This is a genomic window from Shewanella morhuae (assembly GCF_003028295.1).
Lineage (GTDB): Bacteria > Pseudomonadota > Gammaproteobacteria > Enterobacterales > Shewanellaceae > Shewanella > Shewanella morhuae.
On record NZ_PYSG01000002.1, the window covers coordinates 1,659,881 to 1,686,587 of the forward strand.

Annotated in this window: 22 protein-coding genes; 4 read left to right on the forward strand and 18 right to left on the reverse strand. The window is 43.4% G+C overall.

All coding sequences use genetic code 11. From position 1 onward, the window contains the following. Window positions 1-219: 219 nt before the first annotated feature. The 10 genes from C9I43_RS07810 to C9I43_RS07855 form a co-directional block, all read right to left on the reverse strand. Window positions 220-2,535, reverse strand: a complete 2,316-nt coding sequence (locus C9I43_RS07810) for an efflux RND transporter permease subunit (protein ID WP_107883073.1) — start codon at window positions 2,533-2,535, stop codon at window positions 220-222. 32 nt (window positions 2,536-2,567) lie between these two features. Beyond that, complete coding sequence (locus tag C9I43_RS07815) at window positions 2,568-3,584, reverse strand: WD40/YVTN/BNR-like repeat-containing protein (RefSeq protein ID WP_107883075.1); 1,017 nt, start codon at window positions 3,582-3,584, stop codon at window positions 2,568-2,570. Window positions 3,585-3,639: 55 nt separating this feature from the next. Further along, window positions 3,640-5,004: a DUF1329 domain-containing protein gene (locus tag C9I43_RS07820; RefSeq protein WP_076499746.1), complete on the reverse strand. Its 1,365-nt coding sequence runs from the start codon at window positions 5,002-5,004 to the stop codon at window positions 3,640-3,642. Window positions 5,005-5,017: 13 nt separating this feature from the next. Then, a complete protein-coding gene (locus C9I43_RS07825) occupies window positions 5,018-7,060 on the reverse strand; it encodes a DUF1302 domain-containing protein (RefSeq protein WP_107883077.1) in 2,043 nt (680 codons plus the stop codon). A gap of 337 nt (window positions 7,061-7,397) precedes the next feature. Then, window positions 7,398-7,613 (reverse strand): DUF2835 domain-containing protein, encoded by a 216-nt coding sequence (locus C9I43_RS07830; protein WP_076499742.1) that lies wholly within the window; start codon window positions 7,611-7,613, stop codon window positions 7,398-7,400. Window positions 7,614-7,656: 43 nt separating this feature from the next. Beyond that, entirely contained in the window at window positions 7,657-10,203 is a 2,547-nt protein-coding gene (gene pepN / locus C9I43_RS07835; RefSeq protein WP_107883079.1) for an aminopeptidase N, read from the reverse strand. Between the two features lie 84 nt (window positions 10,204-10,287). After that, entirely contained in the window at window positions 10,288-12,336 is a 2,049-nt protein-coding gene (gene prc, locus C9I43_RS07840) for a carboxy terminal-processing peptidase (protein WP_181317863.1), read from the reverse strand. Between the two features lie 28 nt (window positions 12,337-12,364). Continuing rightward, window positions 12,365-12,991 carry an RNA chaperone ProQ gene (proQ, locus tag C9I43_RS07845; RefSeq protein WP_107883083.1) on the reverse strand — a complete coding sequence of 209 codons (627 nt, stop codon included), beginning with the start codon at window positions 12,989-12,991 and terminating at the stop codon, window positions 12,365-12,367. 284 nt (window positions 12,992-13,275) lie between these two features. Then, window positions 13,276-13,734: a free L-methionine (R)-S-oxide reductase MsrC gene (gene msrC / locus C9I43_RS07850; RefSeq protein ID WP_076499738.1), complete on the reverse strand. Its 459-nt coding sequence runs from the start codon at window positions 13,732-13,734 to the stop codon at window positions 13,276-13,278. 17 nt (window positions 13,735-13,751) lie between these two features. Beyond that, entirely contained in the window at window positions 13,752-14,051 is a 300-nt protein-coding gene (locus C9I43_RS07855) for a YebG family protein (protein WP_107883085.1), read from the reverse strand. 205 nt (window positions 14,052-14,256) lie between these two features. Here C9I43_RS07855 and C9I43_RS07860 point away from each other — a divergent pair, with 205 nt between their 5' ends. Genes C9I43_RS07860 through C9I43_RS07870 form a run of 3 tightly spaced genes read left to right on the forward strand, consistent with a single transcriptional unit; the run spans window position 14,257 to window position 18,134 of the window. After that, on the forward strand, window positions 14,257-14,889 hold the full coding sequence (locus C9I43_RS07860; protein WP_076499736.1) for a paraquat-inducible protein A: 633 nt from the start codon (window positions 14,257-14,259) through the stop codon (window positions 14,887-14,889). Window position 14,890: 1 nt separating this feature from the next. Further along, window positions 14,891-15,508, forward strand: a complete 618-nt coding sequence (locus C9I43_RS07865; RefSeq protein ID WP_107883087.1) for a paraquat-inducible protein A — start codon at window positions 14,891-14,893, stop codon at window positions 15,506-15,508. Continuing rightward, window positions 15,495-18,134 (forward strand): PqiB family protein, encoded by a 2,640-nt coding sequence (locus C9I43_RS07870; protein ID WP_107883089.1) that lies wholly within the window; start codon window positions 15,495-15,497, stop codon window positions 18,132-18,134. Before C9I43_RS07865 ends, C9I43_RS07870 begins: the two co-directional genes overlap by 14 nt. 124 nt (window positions 18,135-18,258) lie before the next feature. On the opposite strand, the gene C9I43_RS07875 is transcribed toward C9I43_RS07870, so the two are convergent. Then, window positions 18,259-19,485 (reverse strand): spore maturation protein, encoded by a 1,227-nt coding sequence (locus tag C9I43_RS07875; protein ID WP_107883091.1) that lies wholly within the window; start codon window positions 19,483-19,485, stop codon window positions 18,259-18,261. 240 nt (window positions 19,486-19,725) lie between these two features. Between C9I43_RS07875 and rsmF the strand changes: the two genes are divergently transcribed. Beyond that, window positions 19,726-21,171 (forward strand): 16S rRNA (cytosine(1407)-C(5))-methyltransferase RsmF, encoded by a 1,446-nt coding sequence (gene rsmF / locus C9I43_RS07880; RefSeq protein WP_107883092.1) that lies wholly within the window; start codon window positions 19,726-19,728, stop codon window positions 21,169-21,171. A 237-nt stretch (window positions 21,172-21,408) separates the two neighbouring features. Here rsmF and C9I43_RS07885 read toward each other — a convergent pair whose 3' ends face one another. The 7 genes from C9I43_RS07885 to dcd form a co-directional block, all read right to left on the reverse strand. Next, on the reverse strand, window positions 21,409-22,197 hold the full coding sequence (locus tag C9I43_RS07885; RefSeq protein ID WP_076499728.1) for a TatD family hydrolase: 789 nt from the start codon (window positions 22,195-22,197) through the stop codon (window positions 21,409-21,411). 125 nt (window positions 22,198-22,322) lie between these two features. Next, the gene (locus C9I43_RS07890; protein WP_076499726.1) at window positions 22,323-22,649 is read right to left on the reverse strand and encodes a PilZ domain-containing protein; all 327 of its coding nucleotides are present in this window, start codon (window positions 22,647-22,649) and stop codon (window positions 22,323-22,325) included. A gap of 10 nt (window positions 22,650-22,659) precedes the next feature. After that, complete coding sequence (holB, locus tag C9I43_RS07895) at window positions 22,660-23,613, reverse strand: DNA polymerase III subunit delta' (protein ID WP_107883094.1); 954 nt, start codon at window positions 23,611-23,613, stop codon at window positions 22,660-22,662. After that, entirely contained in the window at window positions 23,607-24,233 is a 627-nt protein-coding gene (gene tmk, locus C9I43_RS07900) for a dTMP kinase (RefSeq protein WP_107883096.1), read from the reverse strand. Before tmk ends, holB begins: the two co-directional genes overlap by 7 nt. 15 nt (window positions 24,234-24,248) lie before the next feature. Continuing rightward, window positions 24,249-25,286: an endolytic transglycosylase MltG gene (gene mltG / locus C9I43_RS07905; RefSeq protein ID WP_107883097.1), complete on the reverse strand. Its 1,038-nt coding sequence runs from the start codon at window positions 25,284-25,286 to the stop codon at window positions 24,249-24,251. Continuing rightward, window positions 25,283-26,092: an aminodeoxychorismate lyase gene (gene pabC / locus C9I43_RS07910; protein WP_107883098.1), complete on the reverse strand. Its 810-nt coding sequence runs from the start codon at window positions 26,090-26,092 to the stop codon at window positions 25,283-25,285. The genes mltG and pabC overlap by 4 nt, the downstream gene beginning before the upstream one ends. 5 nt (window positions 26,093-26,097) lie before the next feature. Then, window positions 26,098-26,679: a dCTP deaminase gene (dcd, locus tag C9I43_RS07915; protein ID WP_076499716.1), complete on the reverse strand. Its 582-nt coding sequence runs from the start codon at window positions 26,677-26,679 to the stop codon at window positions 26,098-26,100. Window positions 26,680-26,707: the final 28 nt, after the last annotated feature.

Here is a 26,707-nt window from a genome sequence, read left to right on the forward strand (position 1 = left end):
GATGCTTCGGCTTAATAATCTCAGATTAATTTAGTGTGATCTGGATCATCGGGCAAAGTCTATTACTAAACTCACTGTAATTCGAGCAAAATTTTAGTGGTACATCCTGTCTAAAGTCAGTATTGACGTAAACCCATAATAAGATATGACCAAATAATCGATAAAGCAGACTAAGTATTCAAAAGCAAATGGGGAGCTCATGCTCCCCATTGATAGTATCTACTTAGGTTGGCGCCAGAAAACAGCGGACAATGCCGGCAATATAATGATTGCACCGAGCATATTTACCACAAACATAAATGTTAACAATATACCCATGTCCATTTGGAATTTAAGTGCGGAGAAGAACCAAGTGCTCACACCAATTGCTAATGTGAGGCCAGTAAAGATCACCGCACTACCCCGCTCAACCAATGCCTCATAATAAGCCTGCTGTACTGGCATCCCTTCTGACAATTTAGGCGACATGGTCGAAAGGATATAAATACCATAGTCCACACCTATGCCTACGCCAAGCGCAATAACGGGTAAGGTGCTGACAGCTAAGCCAATATCAAGCTGAGTCATCAAGGCTTGTGCCAATGTCGACACCACATAAAGTGGAATAATCACCGCCACCGTCGCTTTAAAAGATTTAAAACTGATTAAGCACAGAACAAACACAGCACCATAGACGTACAACATCATAGGTAACTGCGCCTGCGCAACCGCTTCATTGGTTGCAGCCATAACGCCCACGGGTCCAGATGCCAATTTAAACTGTAACTTATCGTTATCCATTTTAGCCGCAACCGTTTTGACTTTCGCGACCACAGTTTCAATGGTTTCAGCTTTGTGATCTTTCATAAATAGATATACGGGCATCACAGAACAATCACTATTTAATAAACCCGAAGTGGTAGGAATCTGACCAATGGCCTGTACTAAGCTTGCTGTTGTGCGCGGCAACACTTCCCATCTTGGATTACCTTCGTTAAAGCCGGCATTCACTTTTTTAGCCACAGAGGCCAAACTCACTGTTGATTCAACTCCGGGAGTATTACGCACTAACCATTCAAACTCATCAATTTGTGTCAGTACATCATGGTAAGTACAAGCCTCAGGCGCCGCCTCAACAATCACAGTCATAACATCTGTGGTAATCGAGAAATGATCGGTAATAAAGAAGGTGTCTAAGTTATAGCGTGAATCCTGATGTAACGCTGGCGCCCCACCTTGTAAGTCACCAATCTTCATTTTATTAGCTTGTTGTAGGCCAATAAAATACAGCACCACGGTGGCAATAATGACTACCACTGCATATTTAGGTGTTGCAAACCGTGCTAAGAAACGCCAAATGGCATCACTGCGAACTTCTTCAGTCGTCGGCACAGCATGTTTGTTGACTTTGATTTCAGTAAAGGAAATGACTAACGGTAATAGAATAAGGTTAGTGAAAATAATCACGCCCACGCCCAGTGATGCCGAAATTGCCAACTCACGAATGATACCAATATCAATAGATAAAAGAGTAATAAAGCCAACAGTGTCAGACAGCAATGCTACGCCGCCAGGGACTAATAAACTGCGAAATGCCGAGGCAGCTGCCGCTCTTGTAGTTTGCCCATCGATAACGCGATGCCTTACCGCATTGATGATCTGCACTCCATGGCTCACCCCAATGGCAAACACCAAAAACGGTACCAAAATTGACATAGGATCAAGGCCAAACCCTATCACAGTCAACAAACCGAGTTGCCATACTACAGCCGTTAAGCTACAGACGAGGGGTAAAATAGTCAGGATCAGTGATTTAGAAAACAGGTAAACCATAACGGCTGTAATCAAAATGGCGATCACAAAAAACAGCAATACACCCTTAGCGCCATCGGCCACATCACCGGCCATTTTAGCAAAACCGATGATATGAATTTTAACTTTATCTGTTTCGAACTTGCCCCGAAGTTCTTTTTCAAGTTGCGCCGCAAAGGCAATAGTATCGAGCGGTTTTCCCGTTTGTGGATCAAAATCCATTAACTGTGCCGATACCATAGCCGCACTATAATCGTTGGCAATTAATCGGCCGACAATGCCGGCTTTTTCGATATTATCGCGAACGGTTTCTAAGCCCTCTACCGAAGTTGAAAAATCAGCGGGGATAACCGGCCCGCCAGCAAAGCCGTCTTCAACAACCTCGGTAAAGCGAGTCGATGGCGAAAAAACGGATTTCACCTGCGCACGATCAACACCTGGAATAAAAAATAGCTGATCGTGCACATTTTTTAAGGTATCAAAATAATTAGCATTAAAAATATTGCCGCTAGTATCTTCTACCGCCACCATAATGCTGTTAGCCCCGCCAAAATCTTTTTGGTGTTTAAGATAGGTCTGCATATAACTGTGATGCAGTGGAATATTTTTAATAAAAGCAGCATCCATTTTGAGTTGACTGGCTTGATAGCCTAGAAACAACGTCAAAAATATAAAAATACCAACAACCCACGCGCGGTTGCGAAATAAAAATGATTCAAATCCGTTGACCAGTTTCTCTAACATCTTCTCGGCCCTGTTATTGTTGTTTTAAAATTTTATGGCTTAAGAATAAACAATCCTTGACTACCAGATAACCAAATATCACCTTGCTTATCCTTCGCAATTGAGACTAAGTTTTCCCCTTGGCGACGAGTGACAATACTGCTGCTATCGTCCTTATTCAGTTTTATAACGATCCCCGCATTGCCAACTAAATATAGTGTATCGTCAGCGGCAGACATGACGCCATTGATTGAGGATTGCACTGGTAAGGTGATTTCAGTCCACTGGTTTAAACTCACGTCGGCCTTAAATACATGCCCGCGAAGCCCCATCACATACACAGTATCTTGAGTTTCTATGGCATTAAACATCGAACCATCGTAAGCAAAACTGGTACGTGCAAATGTTTTGCCTTGGTCGCTAGAAACAGCCACTAAGCCCAACTCACCAACCAGCAATAAACGTCCATCGGTTAACGTTAAAACGCGATTAAAATGTGGCAATAAAGACGTGCGCGCACTTAAATAAGCAGAGGGGTCGCTATCCTTTAACTCTGCTAAATAAGATACGTCTTCTTCAGCTAAAAGTTCTTCATGGAACTCATCGTTCCAATGAGCGCCACCATCGCTAGTGCGATAAAACAAACCATAAGCGCCAACAGCAATACCATTGTTTTCACTTAAAAACATCACATCGAGGAAGGGTTTTTCTATCTCGGGCGAATGCATCTGTAATTGCCAAGTTTGGCCGCCATCTTGAGTATGCAAAATGGTTGCATCATGGCCAACAGCCCAACCCAATTTCTGATTAATAAAAAATACTTTCGTTAACTGCGAGCTAACGGGCGTCGCTACTTGCTGCCAACTACCGTCATACACTAATACATGACCGCGTTCACCAACAGCAACTAAACCATTGCCAACGTTAGCAATATCCAAAATTAAGGACGATGCAGCAAGGGGTTGAATTTGAGAAAAAAGCAGATCTGATGAAGTTGCTGATAGCGTAGAAGGAAAAAAAGTACTACCCAAACAAAATACAGCAACACACTGAAGGATGCGAAACGGCATACAAACTTCCTTAAAACGGATGAGGGGCGCAAAGCGCCCCTTTATACATGGCTTATTAACGAATACCTTCACGACGTAATGCATCGGGGGTAAAGTTAGCTTCAGGCAATTTGGCATCGAAGTTATACATACCACTTTGATTATCTAAGCCCATAGCGAGATAGCGACGAGATTGCAAATCATGGAATACTTCTAAGGTGTCCCATTGAGTCGGAACTTCGTAGTAGTTCAAGCCATGTGCAACGGCCACACGATACATCTGATCTCGGTTATCATAAAGATCGGCAATCGATACTTGCCAAGAATCTTCATCAAGATACATGTCGCGTACTTTATAAATGTGGCGCATACCTTCTTTCAGCGTTGCCCTCACCTGCCATACACGGTGTTTTTCCCAGCGCACATATTCAGGATTCACATGACCCGGTTTTAATATTTGGTCATATTTCAGCTTGTCTGAATGCAATTTATAGTCGTTATACGGAATATAAATTTCTTTCTTACCCACAAGCTCCCAGTTGTAACGCGATGGTGAGCCATTAAACATGTCTAAGTCATCTGTAGTACGTAGACCATCGGACACTGTACCAGGTGTATCAAATGCTACGTTTGGCGCTTTGCGTACACGGCGTTGTCCGGTGTTATAGGTCCAAGCTTGACGAGGCAATGCCTCCTGATCCATGGTTTCTTTGACTAACAACGCGGTTCCAGCGAGACGCGCAGGCTGGGTTACCACTTGTTTAAAGTAAAATAAGGTATTGTTAGCTTTCAGTTGTTCTAAGGTGATTTCAGGGCGAGAATATTCAAATCGAATTTCTTCGGCTGTTTCGACTAAGCTGTAACTCCCATTGGCTGTCGGGGCAGCTTGGCTACGTGAAGTCGAAATTTCAACACCGCGAAAACGTAAAATATGGTTCCAAATCGCTTCTAAACCATTTGCAGGGATCGGGAATGGAATACCGATGGTGGCACCTGAAATCCCATTACCTTGGGCAATCAATTCTGCACGGGTAGCATTCACCTTAGTCGCATCATAGACATATTGCGGCACAGAGGCGCTACGGCGAGTTTGATACACATTCATTTTGTAGGTTTCAGGATAAAGCTCGAATAACTTTATCTGACCCGGCGTTAAAAAGTCTTTATATTGCTCTTTATTAGCATTGGTGATGGTAAATTCAATCTTATCTTCAGGAAAAGGATCGGGATGATGCATCCCCTTGGTATAACCCGCTACAGGTTTAGTAATGCCCCCATCCCACGCAGGAATAGAACCGTCAGCATTACCAGCTTTTTCAGCCCCTAAAGGCGTTAACTCATTGCCAAGTTTAGCGGCATCGGCTTCAGAAATTTTCGCCGTAGCCACTGGCACCACAAGCGCCATCATTACCGCGCTCGCCAATATCGTCAGTTTCTTCATTGTTTGAGTCCTTTTAGATCGAATACTTGATATTGAATGAAACATAATCACGATCTGCCATCGCATTTGTCGTCCCGACACCACCAAAGAAATTATTATAGGAGATATCTGCACCCCAACGGTTTTGATAGTCGAAGTTAACACCTAACGCGACAGACTTACGTCCTTCCGTGAACAGGAACATAGGATCGGGCGTAATACCGTCAACGTCATGGGAGAAAATCATTCGTGGTGACATGTTGACCCCAGCGAATATATTATTGAAATCGGCTTTAGCCACTACGCGGTAACCCCAGGCAAAATCAGTAGGGAATGGATTAGTTTCGGGGCCGTTATGCAGAGCTTGAATAATCCCCGGCATATCTGGATTGCCACCAGAACGAGATGTACCTGGACCATTAAGACGTAATTCATCAAAACCAGGCATATCGTGGATCCATACACCACCGACTTCGGCCAGCATTGTCAAATTATCGAGTCCCAAAGTTGGGCCAAATAAATGGGTCAATGTCACCTGTGCCTGTGTGGTGTCAAGGCGAATAAAGCCATCGACGGTTTCACCCGGTTGAACATCTTTAATCTGTGAAATACCATCAAGATCGGGACGAATTCCCGCATTGGCTAACTGCTGTGGCATACCTGCAAACAACAATTCAACGTCATCAATTTGCAGTGGTTCATCTTGACGATGAGCAATTTCGCCCGCGACAGAGGTATCACCAACAAGCGTGTTAAAGCTAAAACCATAAAGTTTAATATCTTCTGGATAGACGACTTGCGCTTTAGAGAAGCTCTTCAAACTCAATAATAGTTCGCGGTTAATATCCCCCGCGCTTTGACCAAGTACTGCCATATCAGATAACAGCGCACCCGTACTAAAATCAGCAGCTGTACCACTAATAAGTGGGCGACGGCTATGGTAATTCATAAAATAGAACCCAAATTCGGTTTCACCAAGTTGTGGCGCGTAATAACCTAACTTGATACCGTATTGACCATCATCACTGGGTTTTTGCTCATCCTGTACCAGTGTTAATTTAGTTGGATATGCTAAAGCCATAGCCACTAACTGCTGTGTTGGAATTGATTGACCGCTGGCTATCATGCCCGCTAGAAGTTCATATTCCTGCGTCATAAAATCTAAATTGATATCAGGGTTAGAATTAAATCCAAGCTGGGCATTTTGTGCGTAACCGCCATAGCCAACAAAATCATTCGTTGCGAAGATAGAACCCGCTGTAGGCACCCAAATAGGTTCCCAGTCATACTGATAGAAAGCCTCAACGGTTAACGAATCTGTCAAACCAAGAGATGCCCACACCATACCTTGAGGTCTGAATGCTTCTTTTAGTTCAGCACCTGGCGCGTTAAGTATGTTCAAATCAACCGCGTTGATTTCACTGATCCCGTGGGCAATTAACGTACTTTCACCCCACGACACCACTTGATTACCAACACGGATTGAAAGTGGGTTAGCACCATTATTTAAATCAAAGTTGCCATACACAAATGCATCTAATAAACGAATATCTTTACATTGTACTTCTGAGGCGCGGCTATCTTCACACGGGTCAAACTCTTTACCCGTTATTGGATCGCTGTAGTCATAGTTGCCATCGTTCAATTTGCGATCGTAAAAATACATACCACGGGCGAATAAACCGAAGTTTTCGTATTTCAATGATAACTCATGTAACCCTTTGACGATTTCAGAGGTAGTGTCACCTTGAGAATAGAGTAAGTTACTTAAATCGTTGTTGCTTGAATAGGAACCTGGTTGAGCCCAAATTTCAGCTGAAGTATATTTATTATTGTTAAATGCACTGTAATTAGACCAATCGAATTGAGGTTGATTCACCTTACCAATTTGACCTTCCCAATCACGTTCCCCTACACGCCAGCTCGCACCAGCAGTCCAAGTTGAGTCAAATGTACCCTCAACTTCTCCCCAATCAAATGATATAGCATTAACACTTGGGATCATTAATAAACTCAATGCCGACGCCACCCCCAAAGCAAGTGCCGACTTGTTAAAACTATTTTTAACAATTTTCATTTTAGCTCTCCGTACCCTGCTGGATTTTTGTTTTAGGAATTACGCTCAACATCTTGTTATCTCACAGGCAACAATATTGTTACAGCAAATATTCTCCTTGAGCAAGACACTGTTAGAGATAATTTTCTAAAGAATTAAGCATGTAGGTACATTTGTGCTGTAGATTTATCAGAAGTGATTTAAATTAGGGAAAAGAAGGATATAAATTAAAGCATTAAAAGCTTAAAAAACACTTTAAATTCATGTGCATAATTTTAAGCTGAGTATTCAAGAAGGTGTATAATAATCAATCGTCCGTTTAAAGTAATTGCTCTAAGTTAAAATAAACAAATTATCGTTAAATACGATTTAATGAAACAAACTGACCCTTGTTATCTAAAACTAATTTGAAATAGCCCTGAATACCATTTTCAGTCAAGAAACGTCTAAAATGCCGACCATTAATCCACAGAATTCTTCCTTGAGTTTCATGGACCTCTATTTTATCAGCAACACCTTGATAATAAGGTAAAAAATCTCTATAGCTTATAGAAAGTTTGAAATGTAATTCCATAATATTAGGGCGGCATTCACTGCCACCCTCCTCCCACAAACGGTTAGCTTGCTAACGTCTTCGACACTTTCTCATACATATCCTTGGATAAATCAGGCAAGGCTAAAAGTTGTTCTAAACACGTTTTAATCAAGGTTTGACGACCTAAATCAAACTTATGGAACTGAATTAATGGCGTCACCAATCGAGCGGCAATCTGTGGATTTAAGTGATTAAGGGTAATTAAACATTCGGTTAAAAACGTATAACCTTTACCATCTTTACGGTGGAACTGATAAATATTGCCCGCCGCAAAACTCCCAATTAATGCCCGCACTCGGTTAGGATTGTTCATACTAAAACTCTTGTGTTGCTGTAATTGACGAAGACATTCAATGACCTCATCTGAATCACGGTTAGCCTGCAGCATAAACCATTTATCCATGACTAAAGGTGTATCTTGCCAACGCAATTCAAATGTCGACATTAGCTCATCACGGCAAGGTAAATCGCCCATATTCGCCGCCGTCAGTGCGCCGAGTGAGTCTGTCATATTACTCGCGTTCTCAAACTGAGCTATCACTAAATTATTAGCCTCATTCGATACCTTTGCTAGCCAAATAAGACATTGATTTTTTAACGCTCTTGCCTGATTTGTATCCTCTCCAATCAATGAACGATATAAGGTAACTAACTCATCTTCACAATATGAGGCTAACTCTGTTAACACAAATTCACGGGCTAAGGCTAAGGCATCTAAATCAACACACTCTGTTTGCTCAATCAGAGCAGATGCTGTCGGTATCGCTAATATTTCAGCGATTAACGCAAGGTCGAGTTTGGTATCTAATAATACGCCTTTAAAGCTATCGCGCACTCGAAGGTCGAGTGTCATGGCTTGTTGCTGTTGTAAGCTCGCCACATTTTGCCAAATAGCTTGGCTCACTAAAGTGACAGAGGCTTCCCAGCGCGCGACTTCACTGCTGGCAAAACGCATTAAATGAACCAGTTGTTCAACATCAAAGTCATAATGTAATTTAACAGGCGCTGAGAAGTCTTGTAGTAATGAAGCTACCGGTTTGTGGGTTAATCCCTCAAAACTAAACACTTGCTCAGCTTGAGTAAAGTTAAGCACTTCAGTCACTAAAGACTGTCCATTGGCATCTAAAAGTTCAATACTGAACGGAATATGTAAGGGTGATGGGCTATTTGCGAGACTTTGTTTCAGGGTTAATTGATATGTGCCTGTTTGTGCATCGAAATTATCCATTGCAGTCACAATTGGTGTACCTGCTTGGCTATACCATAAACGGAATTGGGTTAAATCTACGCCGCTGGCATCTTCCATTGCTGCCACGAAATCATCGCAGGTAACGGCTTGGCCATCGTGGCGTTTAAAATACAGCTTCATCCCCGCCTGAAACTTTTCTTCGCCAAGCAAAGTGTGCATCATACGGATCACTTCAGCACCTTTGTTATACACAGTCACAGTATAAAAATTATTCATCTCTATCACCGATTCTGGACGAATCGAATGAGACATAGGGCCTGAATCTTCGGCAAACTGCTGATTTTTTATGACTTTAATTGCATGAATTCGATTCACTGCGCGTGAACCCACATCGGAACTAAATTCTTGGTCACGAAATACCGTTAGCCCTTCTTTTAGACTTAACTGGAACCAATCACGGCACGTTACGCGGTTACCGGTCCAATTATGAAAATACTCATGGCCAACGACAGACTCAATACCGTGATAATCATCATCAGTAGCGGTTAAGGTATCTGCCAGCACATATTTTGTGTTAAAGATATTTAAGCCTTTGTTTTCCATCGCGCCCATATTGAAAAAATCGACCGCGACTATCATATAAATATCTAAATCGTATTCGAGATCAAAACGGCTTTCATCCCATGCCATTGACTTTTTCAGTGACGCCATTGCATGGTGGGCTTTATGTAAATTCCCTCTATCGACAAACACTTGCAAAATTACTTTACGGCGGCTGCGGGTAACAAACTCATCTTGTAATAAGTCAAAATCGCCAGCGACCAAGGCAAACAAATAGGCTGGTTTTGGAAACGGATCTTGCCAGCAAACATAATGGCGTCCTCCTTCTAATTCACCTTGATCGATTAAATTACCGTTACTCAGTAAAAATGGAAACGCAGCATTATCAGCTTCAATACGCACTGTATATTTAGCTAATACATCGGGACGGTCGAGAAAATAAGTGATACGTCTAAAGCCTTCGGCCTCGCATTGTGTGCAATAGGCGCCATCAGACATATACAACCCTTCCAGGCTCGAATTAGCCTCAGGATCGAGCTTAGTAATGATGTTAAGCTCAAACTCATCAAGCGTCGTCTCTAAGACTAACTGGCCCGCACTCACATGATAAGGCACAACCTCACCATCGACAGTTAACGATACGATGTTTAAATCATCGCCATCTAACACTAACGCTTGTTCATGTTTAGCAGTACGCTTTACTCGGCTTATCGCCTGTACTTGAGTTTCGTTACCCGCCAAATTAAAGGCTAAATCAATGGTTTCTATCGTAAAAAGAGGGGCCTGATAATCTTTTAAGTATTTTGCTTGAGCTGTCATTTTGATCCCTTTAACGCTGATCTAAATAAGAAAAAACGCGCCATAAGCGCGTTTTAATATTGGATAAATCGATTTGACTAGCGCCTATTTAGTAGCACTGGTTTTAGCCAGTTTTTGCACATCAGCCATATCTAGAGTGATATAGGCTGTTTCATCTAAAAATGCGTCTGGTAATTCGGCGTCGTCTTTAATGTCTTCCATTGATTTAACCGGAGCTAGACCATTGGCAACGCGGCGCTCATTAGTTCTATCGAGGGCTTTTTTCTCGTCTGCTTCACGAGAAGCAATACGTTCACTTTCAACCAGAGAAACCGTTTTCTCTTTATGATGCTTTTTAAAGTCGGCAATATCTTGATTGATATAAGCAAATTCTACACTATTTTTAATACGGTTTAAGTGCTTAGTCTCAAGACTCGCTACGAGCTCGGGTGTAACATCATTAAGAGTACCATATTGCGCCATGGGCACCTTATCCCAAGGTAAGGCATTCTTCTCTTCCGCTTCACCGTATTCACCAGGCTCTAACGCACTCGGGAAAGCTACATTAGGCGTAACACCCTTAAGTTGAGTGCTGCCACCATTAATACGATAGAACTTTTGAATCGTATATTGCACATGACCCAATGGTTTTTCATACATATCATAGATACGGCCTAGGCTCTTATGTTGCTGCACGGTGCCTTTACCAAAGCTTGATTCACCAACTATCAGCGCGCGATCATAATCTTGCAGCGCGGCGGCAAAAATCTCAGAGGCAGAAGCACTATAACGGTCAACCATTACCGTCAATGGTCCAGCATAACTGGTTTTACCATCGTTATCGCGGTGCGCGGATACTCGGCCATCTGCATCGCGAATTTGTACCACTGGACCCATATCGATAAAGAGACCCGTCAGCAATACGGCTTCGGTTAATGCACCACCGCCATTACCGCGTAAATCAATTACGATACCTTCAACTTTGGCTTCATTTAACTTCACCAGTTCTTTTTCAACGTCCTGTGACAAATTCATGTAGAAACCAGGAATATGGATCACGCCGACTTTGCGATTAGCGTACTCACCGTCTTTAGGTTCAATCACTTTAGAGGTTGCCGCTCGGTCTTCCAGACGAATTTTATCGCGAACTAAGGTGACATTGAATGGCTTAGCATTCGAGCCACCTTTCTTAGGTAAAATTTGCAGCACAACTTTACTGCCCTTTGGACCCTTGATCAGTTCGACAACGTCATCTAAACGCCAGCCGATAACATCAACTATCTCTGCACCTTCTTGACCAACGCCGACAATCTTGTCTTCCGGTGACAGTTTTTCACTGCCAGCCGCTGGGCCGCCAGCAATTAAGCTTTTAATAACCGTGTAATCATCTTCCAGTTGCAGCTGTGCACCAATACCCTCTAGGCTTAAATTCATTTCCATTTGGAAACGTTCAGCATTGCGAGGCGAAAGATAACTAGTATGCGGCTCAATGCTACGTGAAAAAGCGTTCATTACGCCTTGGAATACGTCTTCACTGTTAGTCTGAGTCAAACGTTTAATGGCATTGTTGTAACGCTTTTGCAAAACTTCTGCAATTTCAGGCCATTCTTTACCTGTGAGTTTTAGATTTAACGCATCGTATTTAACTCGTTGGCGCCATAACTCATTAATTTCTGTTTGATCTTTTGGCCATGCCGCTTCGTCACGGTCGTACTCATAGACATCACCGGGGACGGAGAAATCGATCGGTTTATCCAATAACGATAAAGCGTAAACAAAGCCTTCGTAACGACGCTTTTGAACAATATCAAACATTTTATAGGCTGGTTCAAGTTCACCAGAACTGAGCATGTCATCAAATTGAGTCGCGTAAGGCTTAAAACTATCGACATCAGCTTGCGTTAATACATTGCGACGATAATCCAATTGCTGCAGATAACGATCGAAAATTTGCGTAGAAAAGGCATCATCAAGGTTAAATCGGTGATAATGCGAGCGAGTATATAAATCCGTTACCCGTTTGCTAGCAACCTTATGTTGCGCTTCCTGCTTGAGAGTGGGTAACTCGCTGATTTGAATAGTAGGTGGTACGGCCCAAGCCGAAAATCCGACAAAAACTGTGGCGATAGAGGTAGCCAAAGTGAGGTTTCGCATCAACAAGTTACTCCGTTTTAATAAATGATTACAGCAGGATATGTTCTGCTCTAACTTTGATCGTTAGGCCACTATCAAGCTGAACATGAATATCTTCCTTGTTAATATCAGTAATGACGCCGGCTACGGGAGTCATACCTAATTTAACATTGACGCGTTGTTTTTTCGTTAAATCAGTCAATTGAGCCTGAACATAATTAATCACTGGCGCAGCTTTAGGTGCTGGCTTAACTGGACGTTCAGTTTTAGGGCGTTGAGGAGTCGTCACCTTTTTAGGCGCTTTCTTTGCCGCAGGCTTTGGTGCTTGTGCAGCACGTTTTGCTTTGGCCTTCTCTTGGCTCTCTTTCAACATAGCTTGAGCATGGTCAATATGCTCTTGCTCTAACTCACCGCAAGGTTCGCCATCCAGATTAACGCGTTGTGCGCCTGTTTTAACAGACTTCAAATAGCGCCAGCTACTGGTGTAACGTCTTAAGGCAACTCTGAGCTGAGTTTTACTGACTTTAGAATCATCAGCCAACCTTTCAGCCAAATCTTGAAACAACCCGATTTTTAATGGCTTAGTTTCACCTTCAGCAATAAAGCACAAAGGAAATGTTTCATACAAATACGCCAAAATTGCATTGGTGTCGGTCAACTTTTCTGTTGATTCCATCATTACTTCCACAGTCAAAAAAGAGACATCGATTCGAGGTGATATTGATCAACTTCTTACGAGTCATTTATCTTCGTTAAACTCAATAGTGAGTCAACGTACAAATTAGCATCCTAGCTGCGTTTACTAAAGTTAAAAAATAGACCTTAACAAATTTTTTTTACAGCTCAAAACACTAAGCTTATTTATTGCATGCTAATCAAACCAGCTTAATGCGTGCAGGCACATATTATAAGGCGCACGCCACCGATTGCGACTATGAATTATGCATTATTGTACGCAAATTAATCAAATAGGCAGTTTTCAAAACTTTTAACCAATAATTCGAGCCCTTTTTGGTCTTCTTCATCGAAACGATCCAAGATAGGGCTGTCAATATCCAGCACTGCAATCACTTTGCCTTGTGCCCTAACCGGCACAACAATTTCTGAATTACTGGCAGAATCACAAGCAATATGACCATCAAATTGATTAACATCGGCCACTCGCTGAGTTTGATTGGTCAATGCTGCCGTACCACATACCCCTTTTCCGAATGGAATACGCGTGCATGCGACTTTGCCTTGAAACGGACCAAGCACCAGTTGTTCGCCACGCATCACGTAGAATCCAACCCAGTTAAGCTCAGTTAAGTTGTCATTAAGTAAGGCTGAAAAATTTGCCATGCCCGCAACAAGGTCATCTTCACCGTCCAGCAAAGCTAATACTTGACGATTAAGTGATTCATAGAATTTCGATTTCATTACATTTCCTAACACTTTTATTCTGCTGCTTCGGTCTTTTTAGCCGCTTTTTTCGCAGTAGATGGATTCGTTGGCGTACTATTAACCTGAACGACCCCTTTAAGCAAGTTCGTCAGCTCATCTTTATTATTAGCGAAGTAAAATGCGAGCTTTTCGCTCACACTTTCATCTATACCCAAATCGGCTTGTTGAATAAAAGGGATCAAGTTATCGGCGATATCGAGCATCTTATCGTAGGCATCAGCCTCCTTCTTAGATGTGAATGTCATCTTTTCAACCCCTTCTCTGACCACGACAAACTGTGTTATTACTGCCATGACTGCCTCGCACTGTTTTTATATACAGTGGCTAGAGTGACATAGATTGAACTTGTGATGCAAGTGTTCTGATTAATCTGATATTATTGGTCTACTTTCGTTGCCAAGATAATATAAACGTTAGCGTGTGTTAAACGATCATTAACACGACATCACGTATGAACCTCGCTGTTATTACTCAACATTAGGTTAATAATATTTTTATATGCATGAAAACGCAGCAGAAAATTCAATAACCTTATGCCGTTCCTGTGATTTGGCAATTCGCAAGCGAGCTTTGCCTAGCGGCGTAAGAGCACTTTGTCCACGTTGCAGCACTGCACTTTATGACACACCCTATTGCTCTGTAAATGGTATGTTAGCCCTGTGTATTACAGCGTTAGTATTTTATTTTCCAGCAAACTTCCTGCCTGTGCTTGAGATCCATTTTCTTGGCAGCATTCGCACCACCACGGTGTTTCAAGGGGCATTTGCCGTATTTGATCAAGGTTATTGGTTAGTAGGATTAGCCGTACTCACCGCCGCAGTGGTTGGTCCGGGCTTATTACTGTTATCTATTTTGGCGCAAATTTTAATTGTCAAATGGGGTTTGAATAGTGTTTTTTGGCGTAAATCTTTAAAACAGTTATTGAAATTTCATGGTGCACTATCGCAGCTTTCAATGTTAGAAATTTATGTGATCAGCTTTTTGGTGTCTTCATTCCAGCTTTCTGATTTTTCAGATATTTACTTTGGAATGGGTACGTTTTGCTTCACCATGCTATTTCTTGTCACCTTGTTCTTACAACGAGAATACCACTTAGAACACATGTGGACATTATTAGAAGGTCATTGCTGATATGAAGCAACAAGGTAAAGATATTGGCCTATGTTTATGCAAGATGTGCCGACAACTAAACAGCATTGAGTTCACTCACTGCCAGCGCTGCCAAGCAGAGCTGCATATTAGGGACTATTCCAGCCTACAAAAAAGTTGGGCACTACTGATCACTGCCGCTATTTTGTTAGTGCCTGCCAATATTTATCCTATCACCATACTGACAAACCAAGGGCAAGTGCGGCACGACACTATTTTTTCAGGCATTTTACATTTAGTAAATTCTGACATGCTCCCCATTGCCATGATTGTCTTTACTGCCAGTATTTTAGTGCCATGGATTAAAATTATTGGTTTATCCATTTATCTGTGTGCAATTAGTTTCGATATTCCCATTTCAAAAAAGAAATTGATGGTGGGCTTTCATGCTATTGAATGGATTGGCCGCTGGTCTATGCTCGATTTATTCGTTATTTCCATCACAGTGGCATTAGTGAATATGGGGCAACTACTCGACGCAAAGCCCGCCCCCGCCGCAACTGCATTTGCCTTGGTTATTCTGTTAACTCAGCTAGCCGCCAAAGTGTTAGACACTCGTTTACTCTGGGATCGATTGGAACCTCAAGATGACACAAATTGAATCGCCAAAAGTTGTAAAGAAAAAACTCTTCTCGCCTATTTGGCTACTGCCTATTGTCGCGTTGGCATTAGGGGCTTGGCTGGGTATTAAGAGTATTAAAGAATCGGGTATTGAAATTCAAATACATTTCCCGAGTGCGACTGGGATTGATGTCGGTAAAACCTTAGTCAAATACCAAGGCTTAACTGTGGGTAAAGTGAAAGACATCGGTATCGATGAGGATTTAAAAGGCGTGAACGTCAAAGTCATGATGGACTATCGCGCCAAACCTTTTTTAAATAAAGAGACCCTATTCTGGCTCGTTACCCCTAAAGCCAGCATAACTGGTGTTGAAGGTTTAGATGCATTGTTCTCGGGTAACTATATTGCAATTCAGCCAGGAAAAGGCAGTGACGCCACTTTCTTTGAGGCCGAGCGACAACCGCCACCAATGCTAATTGGTTCTGAAGGTGTGATGGTTGAACTCTCTTCAGATAAACTCGGGTCACTCGATGTAGGTTCGCCAATATTCTTCCGCCAAATACCTGTGGGTAGCGTAGCGAGCTATCGTTTAGACGGTAATCAAAGAGTACTGATAAGCGTCTTTATTCAAGAACAATACGCTCGATTAGTGAAGAAAAACTCACACTTTTGGAATGTCTCTGGCGTAAAAATTGATGCTTCGCTTACGGGGATTCAAGTCAACTCTGAAAGCTTGGCATCAATCCTTGCTGGCGGTGTAAGTTTTAGCTCTGACGATGCAGCACCTATCGCCAAAAATGGCGATACGTTTACGCTTTTTGACTCAGAAACCACCGCCCTTGGCGGCATTGAAGTCAACCTAACAATGGCCGACGGTAGTGGTGTTAATAAAGGCACTCGCATCGTTTATCGCGGTATCAATATTGGTAGTGTGTTAAATAAACAACTTAGTCACGATGGCATAACGGCTGTAGCTAAGTTTGAACCTCAATATGGTTCGCTCTTAACCAACAATGGCGTGTTTTGGCTTGAGGGTGCCGATATTTCACTTTCTGGAATTAAGAATCCAGAACGGTTACTGACGGGTAGTGTGATCAACTTCTTACCGGGCATCAAGGCTCAAACAGCTATGCCAACGAGCTTTATTTTGCAATCGAAAGCGCCTGATTTACTGCAATCAAAAAAGCGTTTATTAACCTTAACCTCTAGTGAAAACATGGGCATTGCACCAAGTGCTGAAGTACGTTACAAACAAATTCCTATTGGTAAGGTGCTTAGCGTTAAGTTAACTAAAGATTTATCCGCGGTGGAATACCAACTGGAGCTACAACCTGAATTTGCCAGTCTGCTACGCAGTGATAGCTATTTTGTGCCTGAATCGGCTTTAACAGTAAATGCCTCTTTAGACGGTATATCCGTTAAAACCAGAGATTTCACCACCTTCACCCAAGGTGTTATTAGTTTATTCCAAGGTCACAGTGATACTCCTTTAGCCGCTAACAGCAATCTTACTCTGTTTAGTTCTGTGGATGCAGCGACGGCTTTTTATGATCGCCAACAGCAAACGCATGTAACATTAATCAGTCAAGATGGCGCCGATGTCAGCCAAGGCTCACCGATTTACTATAAAAAAATGCAAATAGGGTTAGTTGAGTCTGTGAACTGGCAAAGTAAAACCGAAGACTTTGCCATTAAGCTCGCGATTGATAAACAGTTCCAATCCTTGCTGAAAAAGCCCAATGTGTTCTGGCGTAACAGCGCTATGGACATCAGCGCCAGTCTTGCTGGTATTGATGTGGCGGTTGCGCCGCTTCAAGGAGCATTGAAGGGCAGCATTAGCCTGGGATTACTTGATGATAGTGACAAAACTAGCAGTGCAGCCCACTTAAAACTCTATGAGAGCAAGCAGCTGGCATTAGCGCAAGCCCAGACGATTCGCCTCATCTTACCCGCATCATCAAAACTAGCAGTAAAGGCCGCGATCCGTTATCAAGGGCATCAAGTGGGTGAAGTATCGCAGGTGAAGCTTAATGCCGATCTAAATACCCTCACCGCGACTGCCTATCTATATGGAGAATATGCCGAACATTTCAGCCGTAGTGATTGTGAGTATCATTTAGTAGACGCGCAAATTTCCCTTGCGGGAATTAAAGCGCCAGCAACCTTAATAACTGGCCCCTATATCGGTGTGCTGCCAGGTAAAAGTAATCAGAAATCGACACAGTTTGTTGCCAACCTCGCAGCCAGCAGCTATGCCAATGTTGCCGAAGATGCGCTTAAGTTTACCTTAGAAGATAAAAACTTAGGCTCGATGAAAATCGGCACGCCGATTTTCTTCCGTGGTATCAAAGTCGGTCAAATTGATGGCTACAGCCTATCGACACAGGGTAATAGCGTGCTGATGCAGGCGCATATTGAGCCGCAATACAAACACTTAGTCAATCAAAGCAGTCAGTTCTGGGATGCCTCAGGCATTAAAGTCGATGTGGGCTTATTCTCAGGTGCGCAAATCGAAGCAGGCTCGCTAGAAACCTTACTCGCGGGCGGCATCAATGTCGCGACTAAGGATACGACTCAAGCGAATAATCGCTTAGCAGCAGGGGCAATATTAACGTTACAACATAAAGCCGAAACTGAATGGCAAGATTGGACTCCTAGTCAGTAATAGTACCAAGTTAAACCTTTATAAAAAATCAGGCACATAAGCGCCTGATTTTTTTATTACTACTATCTCAACCTTTCTCCACCATACATGGCATAAACGTACTTATCTTAAAACGCTAAGCTTTTTAACCATAAAACCAATAACAGACAGCGATGGCAGCACTTATACCCGCAAAATCGGCGGTTAATCCACAGGCTAAGGCATGTCGTCCGTGACGAATACCCACAGATCCAAAATACACCGCTAAAACATAAAAAGTAGTTTCAGTACTGCCCTGAAAAATCGCCGCTAATCGGCCTGCAAAAGAATCGACGCCATGGTGATCCATGGTTTCTAACATCATAGCTCTGGCGCCTGAGCCACTAAAAGGTTTCATCAGTGCAGTTGGCATAGCATCGACAAAACGAGTATCGAAACCTAATAAACGCACGCCAGTGGCAATCAGTTGCAACAAATAATCCAGAGCGCCAGATGCGCGCAGCAAACCAATGGCCAATAACATAGCGAGCAGATAAGGAATTAACTGAATTGATTGAGTAAAACCAGCTTTTGCCCCATCAATAAATTCATCATAAACCGCCACTTTGCGAATACCAGCAACAATCACAAAGGTAAACACCAGTAACAGTAAAATGCCATTACCCATTACTGTCGATACAGTGCCTATCGCCTGTGCACTTAAGGTCATTAAATAAAAACCACTCGCCACTAAGCCAGAGAGCATCAAGGCGCCATAACCGAGCACGACCGAATTCAATAGCGAAATCCGCTGCACTAATGCCACCACCAGCAAGCCCGCTAGTGTTGATGCTGAGGTTGCCAGTAAAATCGGCAGAAAAATATCCGCAGGGGCAGTAGCACCTTGCTGGGCGCGGTAAAGAAATACCGTTACTGGCACTAAAGTGACAGAGGAAGTATTAAGTACTAAGAATAAAATTTGCGCATTGGTCGCCACGGTTTTTAATGGATTTAAACTCTGCAAATCATGCATAGCCCTTAAACCAAGCGGCGTGGCTGCATTATCCAAGCCAAAAATATTCGCGGTTAAATTCATGGTAATGCTGCCAAAGGCAGGATGTCCCTTAGGGACTTCTGGCATCAAACGGCGCAGTAATGGCTCAAACATAAAGGCGATAGCACCAACAACACCGGCCTTTTCACCGACCTGCATCAATCCCATCCACAGAGAGAGTACGCCAATCAGCCCAAGGGATATTTCAGCTGCAAGCTTAGCGCTAGCAAATAATGCCGCTACCGAAACCGATAAAACGTCAAAGTGACCATTGAACAACTGCACCGCAATTGCGAGCAGTGCCGTGATAAAAAAAGCTAACCACACACGATTTAGCACACCTATCCCCTTTATTTTACTTATTTTTATTCTATTAAACTTAACGCTGCAGTGCGTTAACTTTGGTGGTTCAATTCAATATCTGTACGATTGTCAGAGCCTATCGCGTTAAGTGGCCACATCCACAGAGTATCAAAGGAGAAAATCTCAGCCCTAATAAGGGATTATGATATACTTGCGCCCGTTGAAACACAGTCTATTTCCCTCTCGTGCAATGAAATCAATGGTCCAATAACGTCAATGGTTCAATTAAATCAAAATTTTATCAACACAATCACCCAAGAACTCCCCGCCCATTTATCCATGGACGAGTTTATTGCCGCCTGCGACAGGCCGCTTAGACGCTCCATTCGGGTCAATACCTTAAAAATCAGCAGTGACGATTTTAAAACGCTGATGCAACCTAAGGGTTGGACGTTCGAGTCGATTCCTTGGTGCGCTGATGGTTTTTGGATAAGCTACGACGAAGAAGAACAACTCGGCAATGCTTTAGAGCATATTCAGGGCTTATTCTACATTCAAGAAGCCAGCTCTATGTTGCCGCCAACAGCACTTTTTACACACAATGCAAATTGGCAATGCGTACTCGATCTCGCATCAGCGCCAGGTTCAAAAACCACTCAAATGGCCGCGTTAATGCAAAACCAAGGTTTATTGGTGGCAAATGAGTATTCGGCAAGCCGCGTGAAAGTCTTACACGCCAACGTACTGCGTATGGGCGCAAGCCACTGCGCACTGACCCATTTTGATGGCCGTGTGTTTGGTGAATACTTGTATGAAAGTTTTGATGCTGTGCTCATCGATGCGCCATGTGGCGGCGAAGGCACGGTGCGTAAAGACGTCGATGCGCTAAAGCATTGGAGCCTAGACGATGTGGTGGCGATTAGCGAAACTCAAAAAGCCTTAATAGAATCCGCTTTTCTCGCCCTGAAACCCGGCGGCAGTTTAGTTTACTCGACCTGTACCTTAAATCGCCTCGAAAACCAAGGCGTATGTGAGTATTTAAAACAAGCCTACGGCGATGCCGTGCAATTTGAATCCTTACATGATTTATTTGATGGTGCAGAAAAGGCCACAACTGCCGAAGGTTTCTTACATGTCTGGCCACAGATTTACGACAGTGAAGGTTTTTTCGTCGCAAAATTAACCAAAACCGCCTCAGTGACGCGTTTACTGCCCGAGCCTAAACGGCAAAAAAACTTTCCTTTTACGCCCGCTTCAGCAAAACAAGCTCAAGGGATTAAAGAGTATTTTCAGCAAGATTTAGGCATAAACTTGCCGGACGAACTCATTATGGTTCGCGATGATGAATTTTGGTTATTTCCGCACGTGTTCAACAACTTTATCGGTCGTATGCGATTTCAACGTATTGGTATTAAACTCGCCGATAACAGTAAGCACGGCTTTAAAGTGCGCCATGAAGCAATTATTGCATTAGCGGGAAAGCAGCTTAGCCCAGCGGCAAAAACGGTCGATGTAAGTGATGTTGAAGCCAAAGAGTATTTAATGGGACGAGATATTCCTTTAAATACAGCAGTAAAAGCCCAAGGTGAAGTGATTGTTTGTTATGGCGGCGCACCATTAGGCATGGCGAAACACTTAGGCAATAAATTAAAAAACAACCTGCCCAGAGACTTAGTAAAAGATAAAGTGTTACTGCTGCCAGAACAGATAAAATCGTTATAGTATCGCTGTTTTTTAGCGATAAATAACCTAAAAAAGGGGAAGGATAAAAAACTCGAGGATAAAAACTCAGCTACACTGAATCTATTGTAAAGCGTGCTGTATGGCGCTTTCATCTGTAGCGCACGGCTCTTCAATGAGCCATTCCCCTAGGCCCAAACAGCTTTAATCGTTTTGGGCCTTTTTTTATACCTGTATAGGGCAAACACGCCAACATATCGCCTTGGGTAAAGCGCACTGCTATCGGCCAACCAAACGCGCCGCATCTTTGAATAAATTAAAGAAGTTATTGCTGGTGTACTCTGCTAGCTCTTCGTAACGCTCACCTCTAAGCTCGGCTACGAACTCCGCGACATCACGCACATAGGCAGGCTGGTTCTCTTGTCCACGGTGCGGAATAGGTGCCAAATAGGGGGAATCCGTTTCAACTAGCAGGCGATCCTGAGGCACTTTACGAATCACGGTACGCAGTTCACCAGCATTTTTAAAGGTGACTATGCCTGACACTGAAATATAAAAGCCCAAATCAATCGCCGCTTTCGCCATTTCCCAGTTTTCAGTAAAGCAATGCAACACACCGCCAACTTTATCTGCGTTGCCCTGCTTTAACATATTGATGGTGTCTTCACGTGCATCACGGGTATGCACAATCAAAGGTTTATTTACTTCTACTGCTAGGGCTATTTGTTGTTCAAAACATTGTTGTTGCAGTAATTTTGTATCATCAGCATAAAAATAATCTAAGCCAGTTTCACCAATCGCAACCACTTTAGGATCAGTAGCGAAGCGACGAATTTGCTCAACATCGAGCCCTTCTTTCACATCTAACGGATGCACGCCCGATGATAAAAATACCTGCTCAAAGGCTGCCACCTTATCTCGCATCGACTCAAATCCTTGCTGACGCACATTGACGCACAACATATAATCGACGCCACGAGCTTTAGCACTAGCAAGAATATTTTCTAAGGTTTGTTGATCTGGCGCCGCTTTGAGGCGATCAAGATGACAGTGTGAATCAATAAGCACAGAGATTTCCAAGCAGAGTAATAAAAGGACGACAAGGATACCCAGCCAAAGGATCGAGGTCAAATTCCATAGACATTAACAACAGGTTTTGACCGCGAGTAAGCGTTAACAAATGAGTTATAGACCTACATAGTGCAGGTTAAATCGCCAGATGCGAGTTCACGGGAAAGTAACTTTTCGATATGATGTTTATGACTATCGGGCTCAGATACTATTTTAATACCAATGCCCACAGGACGGCCGCCAGAAGCGCCTAAAGGATTTATCCAGACCACGATACCGCGAAATTCATTCATGAGTGTTGCGCCCGGCAAACGATATGAAATCGTCAGTGGCTGACCGAGATAATGGCTTTCACTGGTTGCAATGAACAATCCTGCCGGCTTAATAAACGGCATATAGGCGCGGTATAGCTGATGTAAGGTATCAAAATTAACGACGAGATCTACCATGGTATATTTCTTATTTTATTATCTCTCTATATTCTAAGACATAACTTTGACACAAGGCCAGATAATTGACGCTCGGCATTGTACTCAAACTATGACACATTCCCATGATCTTCGCCGCCAAGTTCCCGATCTGCGCTTGGATAAACGCATCTTGATGGCTGTTTTTTAATAAAACTTGTCGCATCAGTAAGTATAAAACCTTAAGAGCATCAATTATTTGTTGTTCACTTATTATTAACAAACTAGCACACAGATGACCCGACGACAAACTTTGAGCCCAATCTTTGCGAAACTGTAGCAAAGATTGATAGCGACTTTGCTGCACGTCGTTAGTTAGCAAACTCTCTGCCAGCTTTAATGGCCCACCCACTACGCTAAGGCACCAAGTCACATCTTCTTGGATGGCGCACTGTTGCGCTAACCAATTTTTAATCGTTTCTCTGTTCGGTACCACAAAAGGAATCCGCTGACAGCGGCTGCTGACTGTCGCCATCAAACGTGCAGGCGTATCTGATTGCAATATGAGTAAAGTGTCTTTACCGGGTTCTTCAAGGGTTTTAAGTAGCGCATTGGCAGCGGCGGAGTTAAGTCGCTCACTATGATGAATAACAGCGACACGTCGGCCATTTTGCTGTGCAGTGGCGGTTAGGCGAGTGCACAGTTCACGAATTTGATCGACCTTAATTTGATTACCATCAGCGGCAATATGGTAAAAATCGGGATGATTACCCGCATCAAACAGCTGGCAAGACTTACAAAAACCGCAGGCTCCCACTCGCGTGGGTTGCATACACATGGCCGCACGCGCCATAAAAACAGCCAGTAATTCGCCGCCATAGGCAGAATCAATACCGACGAGCTGAGCATGGGGGATTTTTTGTCCGATTAATTGCGCTAAAAATGCTTGCCTTGGCGTTTCAAGCCAAGGCAATTGCTCAGCCGTATATGCTAACTCGGCTACCATGCCATCGCCTGTAGCACGGCTAAGATATCCTTATGAACTTCGGCCATGGTTTGACTCGCATCAATAACAATAATGCTGTCATCTTCGCTGGCAAGTTTAAGATACGTGGCACGAGCCCGCTCGAAAAAATCAATCGCTTGTTGCTCAATTCTATCCAGTTCACCGCGCTTAGCTGCGCGTGCGAGCCCAAGCTTAGGATCTAAATCTAGGTACAAAGTCAAATCAGGTTTAAATCCTTTTAACGTGGCATGGCTCACCGCCTCCACTAACGGCATTAAGCCCCTGCCACCACCTTGATAAGCCAGTGACGATAAATTATGCCGATCGCCCAACACCCACAGTCCTTGCGCGAGCGCAGGTTTAATCACATTAGCAATCAACTGTGCTCTAGCGGCATAAATCAATAAACACTCGGCCTCATCACATAGTGGATCGCTCGCATCGGCTATTTTGACTAAATCGCGGATGCGTTCAGCGAGCGGCGTACCGCCTGGTTCGCGGGTACAAGTTGGCGCCTGACCGTTATGTTTTTCAATAAAATCACGAATGAGGGCAATGGCGCTCGACTTACCCGCACCTTCTAACCCCTCAATAACAATAAACTTTGCATGAACTGACATGGGATTTCTCTGTTTTTACTTAGGTGACTTTACTGGCGCTACTGGTTTTTTCTTGCGCTGGTATATATCAACGGCATTATTGTGTTCTTCAAGCGTACTGGAAAACACATGGGTGCCATCGTTGCGCGATACAAAATAAAGATAACTCACGCTGGCAGGTTTAGACACTGCAGCTAGTGACGCTTTACTCGGCGCTGCAATCGGGGTCGGTGGTAATCCAAAGATACGATAAGTATTAAATGGCGTTTCTTCGACTAAATCTTTACGGGTAATATTACCTTTATAACGCTCGCCCATACCGTAAATTACGGTCGGATCGGTTTGTAGGCGCATGCCTTGATTAAGACGATTAACAAATACTCCCGCTATTTGCTCCCGTTCATGGGCCTGACCAGTTTCTTTTTCAACTATCGATGCCAAAATTAACATTTCGTAGGATGATTTTAACGGTAAATTGGGCGCTCGTTCTGCCCACGCTTTGGCAAGCTCCTGCTCCATCATTTTATAACTTTGAGTCAGTAGGACTTTAACATCTGCCTCAGCAGTATAATGGTAAGTATCGGGGAAAAACTTACCTTCGGGCAACGCGGAGTCATCACCCTGCTCCATCAATACTGCCACAAAGACCTCTGGCGACATTTTTAAATGCGGAGCACTGGCTAATTGTTGTTCCCACTCAGCGATAGTTTTCCCCTCAACTAAGGTTAAACTGAAGGTTTTAACCTTGCCGGCAATCAAATCATTAAGTAAATCAGTAATGGTTTGTAATGGTGACATTTCGTAAAGCCCGCTACGAATATTCGCCAGCTCAGGGCGAAACTTTAGTAACCATTTGAGTTTCCAAGTATCTTGGATCACGCCGTCATCAGCGAGTTGTTGTGCCAATTGATTCACACTGGTACCGCGGGCAACAGTCAACTCTCTAGGCTCACTTAAACTTAGCGGTGTTTGGCTGTACTCAATCACTGTTTGATAGCCCCAAAAAGCTCCCACACAGGCTAACGTCAGCAAGGTCAACAGGGTTGAACTGGCAATAATAATGATTTTTTTCATAGGATAAGTGAAAGTGTCTGTCTAAGTTGCGCAGTAATAGGAGCACGAGTGAATGTGAGCGAATCAATCGCTAGCACATCCACTATGCCTAAAATGCTGTTAGTGATAAACGCTGAGTCAAATTCGATTAAACGCTCGGCGCCAACGGGCAAACATTCAATATTGATGTTCTGTTCAAGCAAGGCTTGCATAACCTGCTCACGCATCACGCCCGCCACGCCACACAGCGCTAATGAAGGAGTAAATACGCAATTACCTTTGATAAAAAATACATTTGCCATTGAAGACTCAATCACATTATTTTCAATATCAGTCACTAGCCAGTCGTCAAAGCCCTGCGGTAGCGGATGGGATTTTATCAACACCTGCTCGAGTCGATTTAAGTGCTTTACTCCAGCCAATAAAGGCTGCAAACCTAAGCGTATCGACGAGGTTTTAAGGCAAATACCCCGTTGTTGCCACTGGATATAATGGCTCGGAATAGTATGCACTGAAACAATTTCAGTAGGTTTAACTGTTTCTGGTGGTGTGTAGCCACGGCCACCAACACCACGGGTAACGATTAACTTAATACAATGCTGTGGATACTCAATGGCTAAAGCCTGAAGCTGTTGTTGCAATGCTTCACTCATTTGCCATTGAAATCCAAGTCTTGCGGCGCCTGCAGTTAAACGAGCTTGATGGGTTTCAAAAAATAAAACCCCCTCAGCGCCGGTTCGCATGGTCGCAAACAGGCCATCACCGTAGGCAATGCCTCGATCGGTAGGATCGATATTCGCCTGCGCTACGCCGTTTACCCAAATCACCAGACTTAGTCCTGACTGATACGGCTAGCCACCGCTTCTTGTTGATCTTTGTATTTAGCATTCTTGCGAGTGTTATAAGGACGGGCGACCGCATGATTTAGGCGTTCAAAATTAAGCGCGCCTATGGTCATACGCGGGCGTAGGGCTAAAGGTAACTTGCCGCTGTTAAAAAACTCGAGCACAATTTTCCCCTGCCAACCCGGATCGATTCGGTGCGCAGTCACATGCACCATTAAGCCTAAACGTGCCAGTGATGAACGGCCATCAAGCCAACCGACGATATCGGCGGGTAACGTCACGCTCTCATAGGTGACGGCCAGCGCTAATTCGCCAGGATGCAAGAAAAAGGCTTCTCCATCGGGGATTTCGATAATCTCACTCATCACCCGATCGAGCGCCGTTTGCATTTCAGCACTAGGGCCACTCAAGTCGATAAAAGGCGCGGTATGATCTTTAAAGACTCGAAACTGTCCACCTAAGCGCACGTCAACACTGACGCCTGAAATAGCCTCAATGCCGGGGCGAGGTTCTATTACAATAGTGCCGTTATCAAGGGCTTGTTCAATTTCGATATCAGTTAAGCGCATCTTGCCTATTACTCCTTGAGTTGCTATT

What these genes read in the sequence shown, in the direction of transcription:
- msrC (WP_076499738.1), bottom strand. Translation starts at nt 13,734, where the DNA reads ATGAAATCGAAATTCTATGAATCACTTAATCGTCAAGTATTAGCTTTG.
- C9I43_RS07855 (WP_107883085.1), bottom strand. Translation starts at nt 14,051, where the DNA reads ATGGCAGTAATAACACAGTTTGTCGTGGTCAGAGAAGGGGTTGAAAAG.
- C9I43_RS07865 (WP_107883087.1), top strand. Translation starts at nt 14,891, where the DNA reads ATGAAGCAACAAGGTAAAGATATTGGCCTATGTTTATGCAAGATGTGC.
- mltG (WP_107883097.1), bottom strand. Translation starts at nt 25,286, where the DNA reads ATGAAAAAAATCATTATTATTGCCAGTTCAACCCTGTTGACCTTGCTG.
- tmk (WP_107883096.1), bottom strand. Translation starts at nt 24,233, where the DNA reads ATGTCAGTTCATGCAAAGTTTATTGTTATTGAGGGGTTAGAAGGTGCG.
- rsmF (WP_107883092.1), top strand. Translation starts at nt 19,726, where the DNA reads ATGGTTCAATTAAATCAAAATTTTATCAACACAATCACCCAAGAACTC.
- C9I43_RS07870 (WP_107883089.1), top strand. Translation starts at nt 15,495, where the DNA reads ATGACACAAATTGAATCGCCAAAAGTTGTAAAGAAAAAACTCTTCTCG.
- C9I43_RS07810 (WP_107883073.1), bottom strand. Translation starts at nt 2,535, where the DNA reads ATGTTAGAGAAACTGGTCAACGGATTTGAATCATTTTTATTTCGCAAC.
- C9I43_RS07815 (WP_107883075.1), bottom strand. Translation starts at nt 3,584, where the DNA reads ATGCCGTTTCGCATCCTTCAGTGTGTTGCTGTATTTTGTTTGGGTAGT.
- dcd (WP_076499716.1), bottom strand. Translation starts at nt 26,679, where the DNA reads ATGCGCTTAACTGATATCGAAATTGAACAAGCCCTTGATAACGGCACT.
- prc (WP_181317863.1), bottom strand. Translation starts at nt 12,336, where the DNA reads ATGCGAAACCTCACTTTGGCTACCTCTATCGCCACAGTTTTTGTCGGA.
- proQ (WP_107883083.1), bottom strand. Translation starts at nt 12,991, where the DNA reads ATGGAATCAACAGAAAAGTTGACCGACACCAATGCAATTTTGGCGTAT.
- C9I43_RS07890 (WP_076499726.1), bottom strand. Translation starts at nt 22,649, where the DNA reads ATGGTAGATCTCGTCGTTAATTTTGATACCTTACATCAGCTATACCGC.
- C9I43_RS07860 (WP_076499736.1), top strand. Translation starts at nt 14,257, where the DNA reads ATGCATGAAAACGCAGCAGAAAATTCAATAACCTTATGCCGTTCCTGT.
- C9I43_RS07820 (WP_076499746.1), bottom strand. Translation starts at nt 5,004, where the DNA reads ATGAAGAAACTGACGATATTGGCGAGCGCGGTAATGATGGCGCTTGTG.
- holB (WP_107883094.1), bottom strand. Translation starts at nt 23,613, where the DNA reads ATGGTAGCCGAGTTAGCATATACGGCTGAGCAATTGCCTTGGCTTGAA.
- C9I43_RS07825 (WP_107883077.1), bottom strand. Translation starts at nt 7,060, where the DNA reads ATGAAAATTGTTAAAAATAGTTTTAACAAGTCGGCACTTGCTTTGGGG.
- pepN (WP_107883079.1), bottom strand. Translation starts at nt 10,203, where the DNA reads ATGACAGCTCAAGCAAAATACTTAAAAGATTATCAGGCCCCTCTTTTT.
- C9I43_RS07830 (WP_076499742.1), bottom strand. Translation starts at nt 7,613, where the DNA reads ATGGAATTACATTTCAAACTTTCTATAAGCTATAGAGATTTTTTACCT.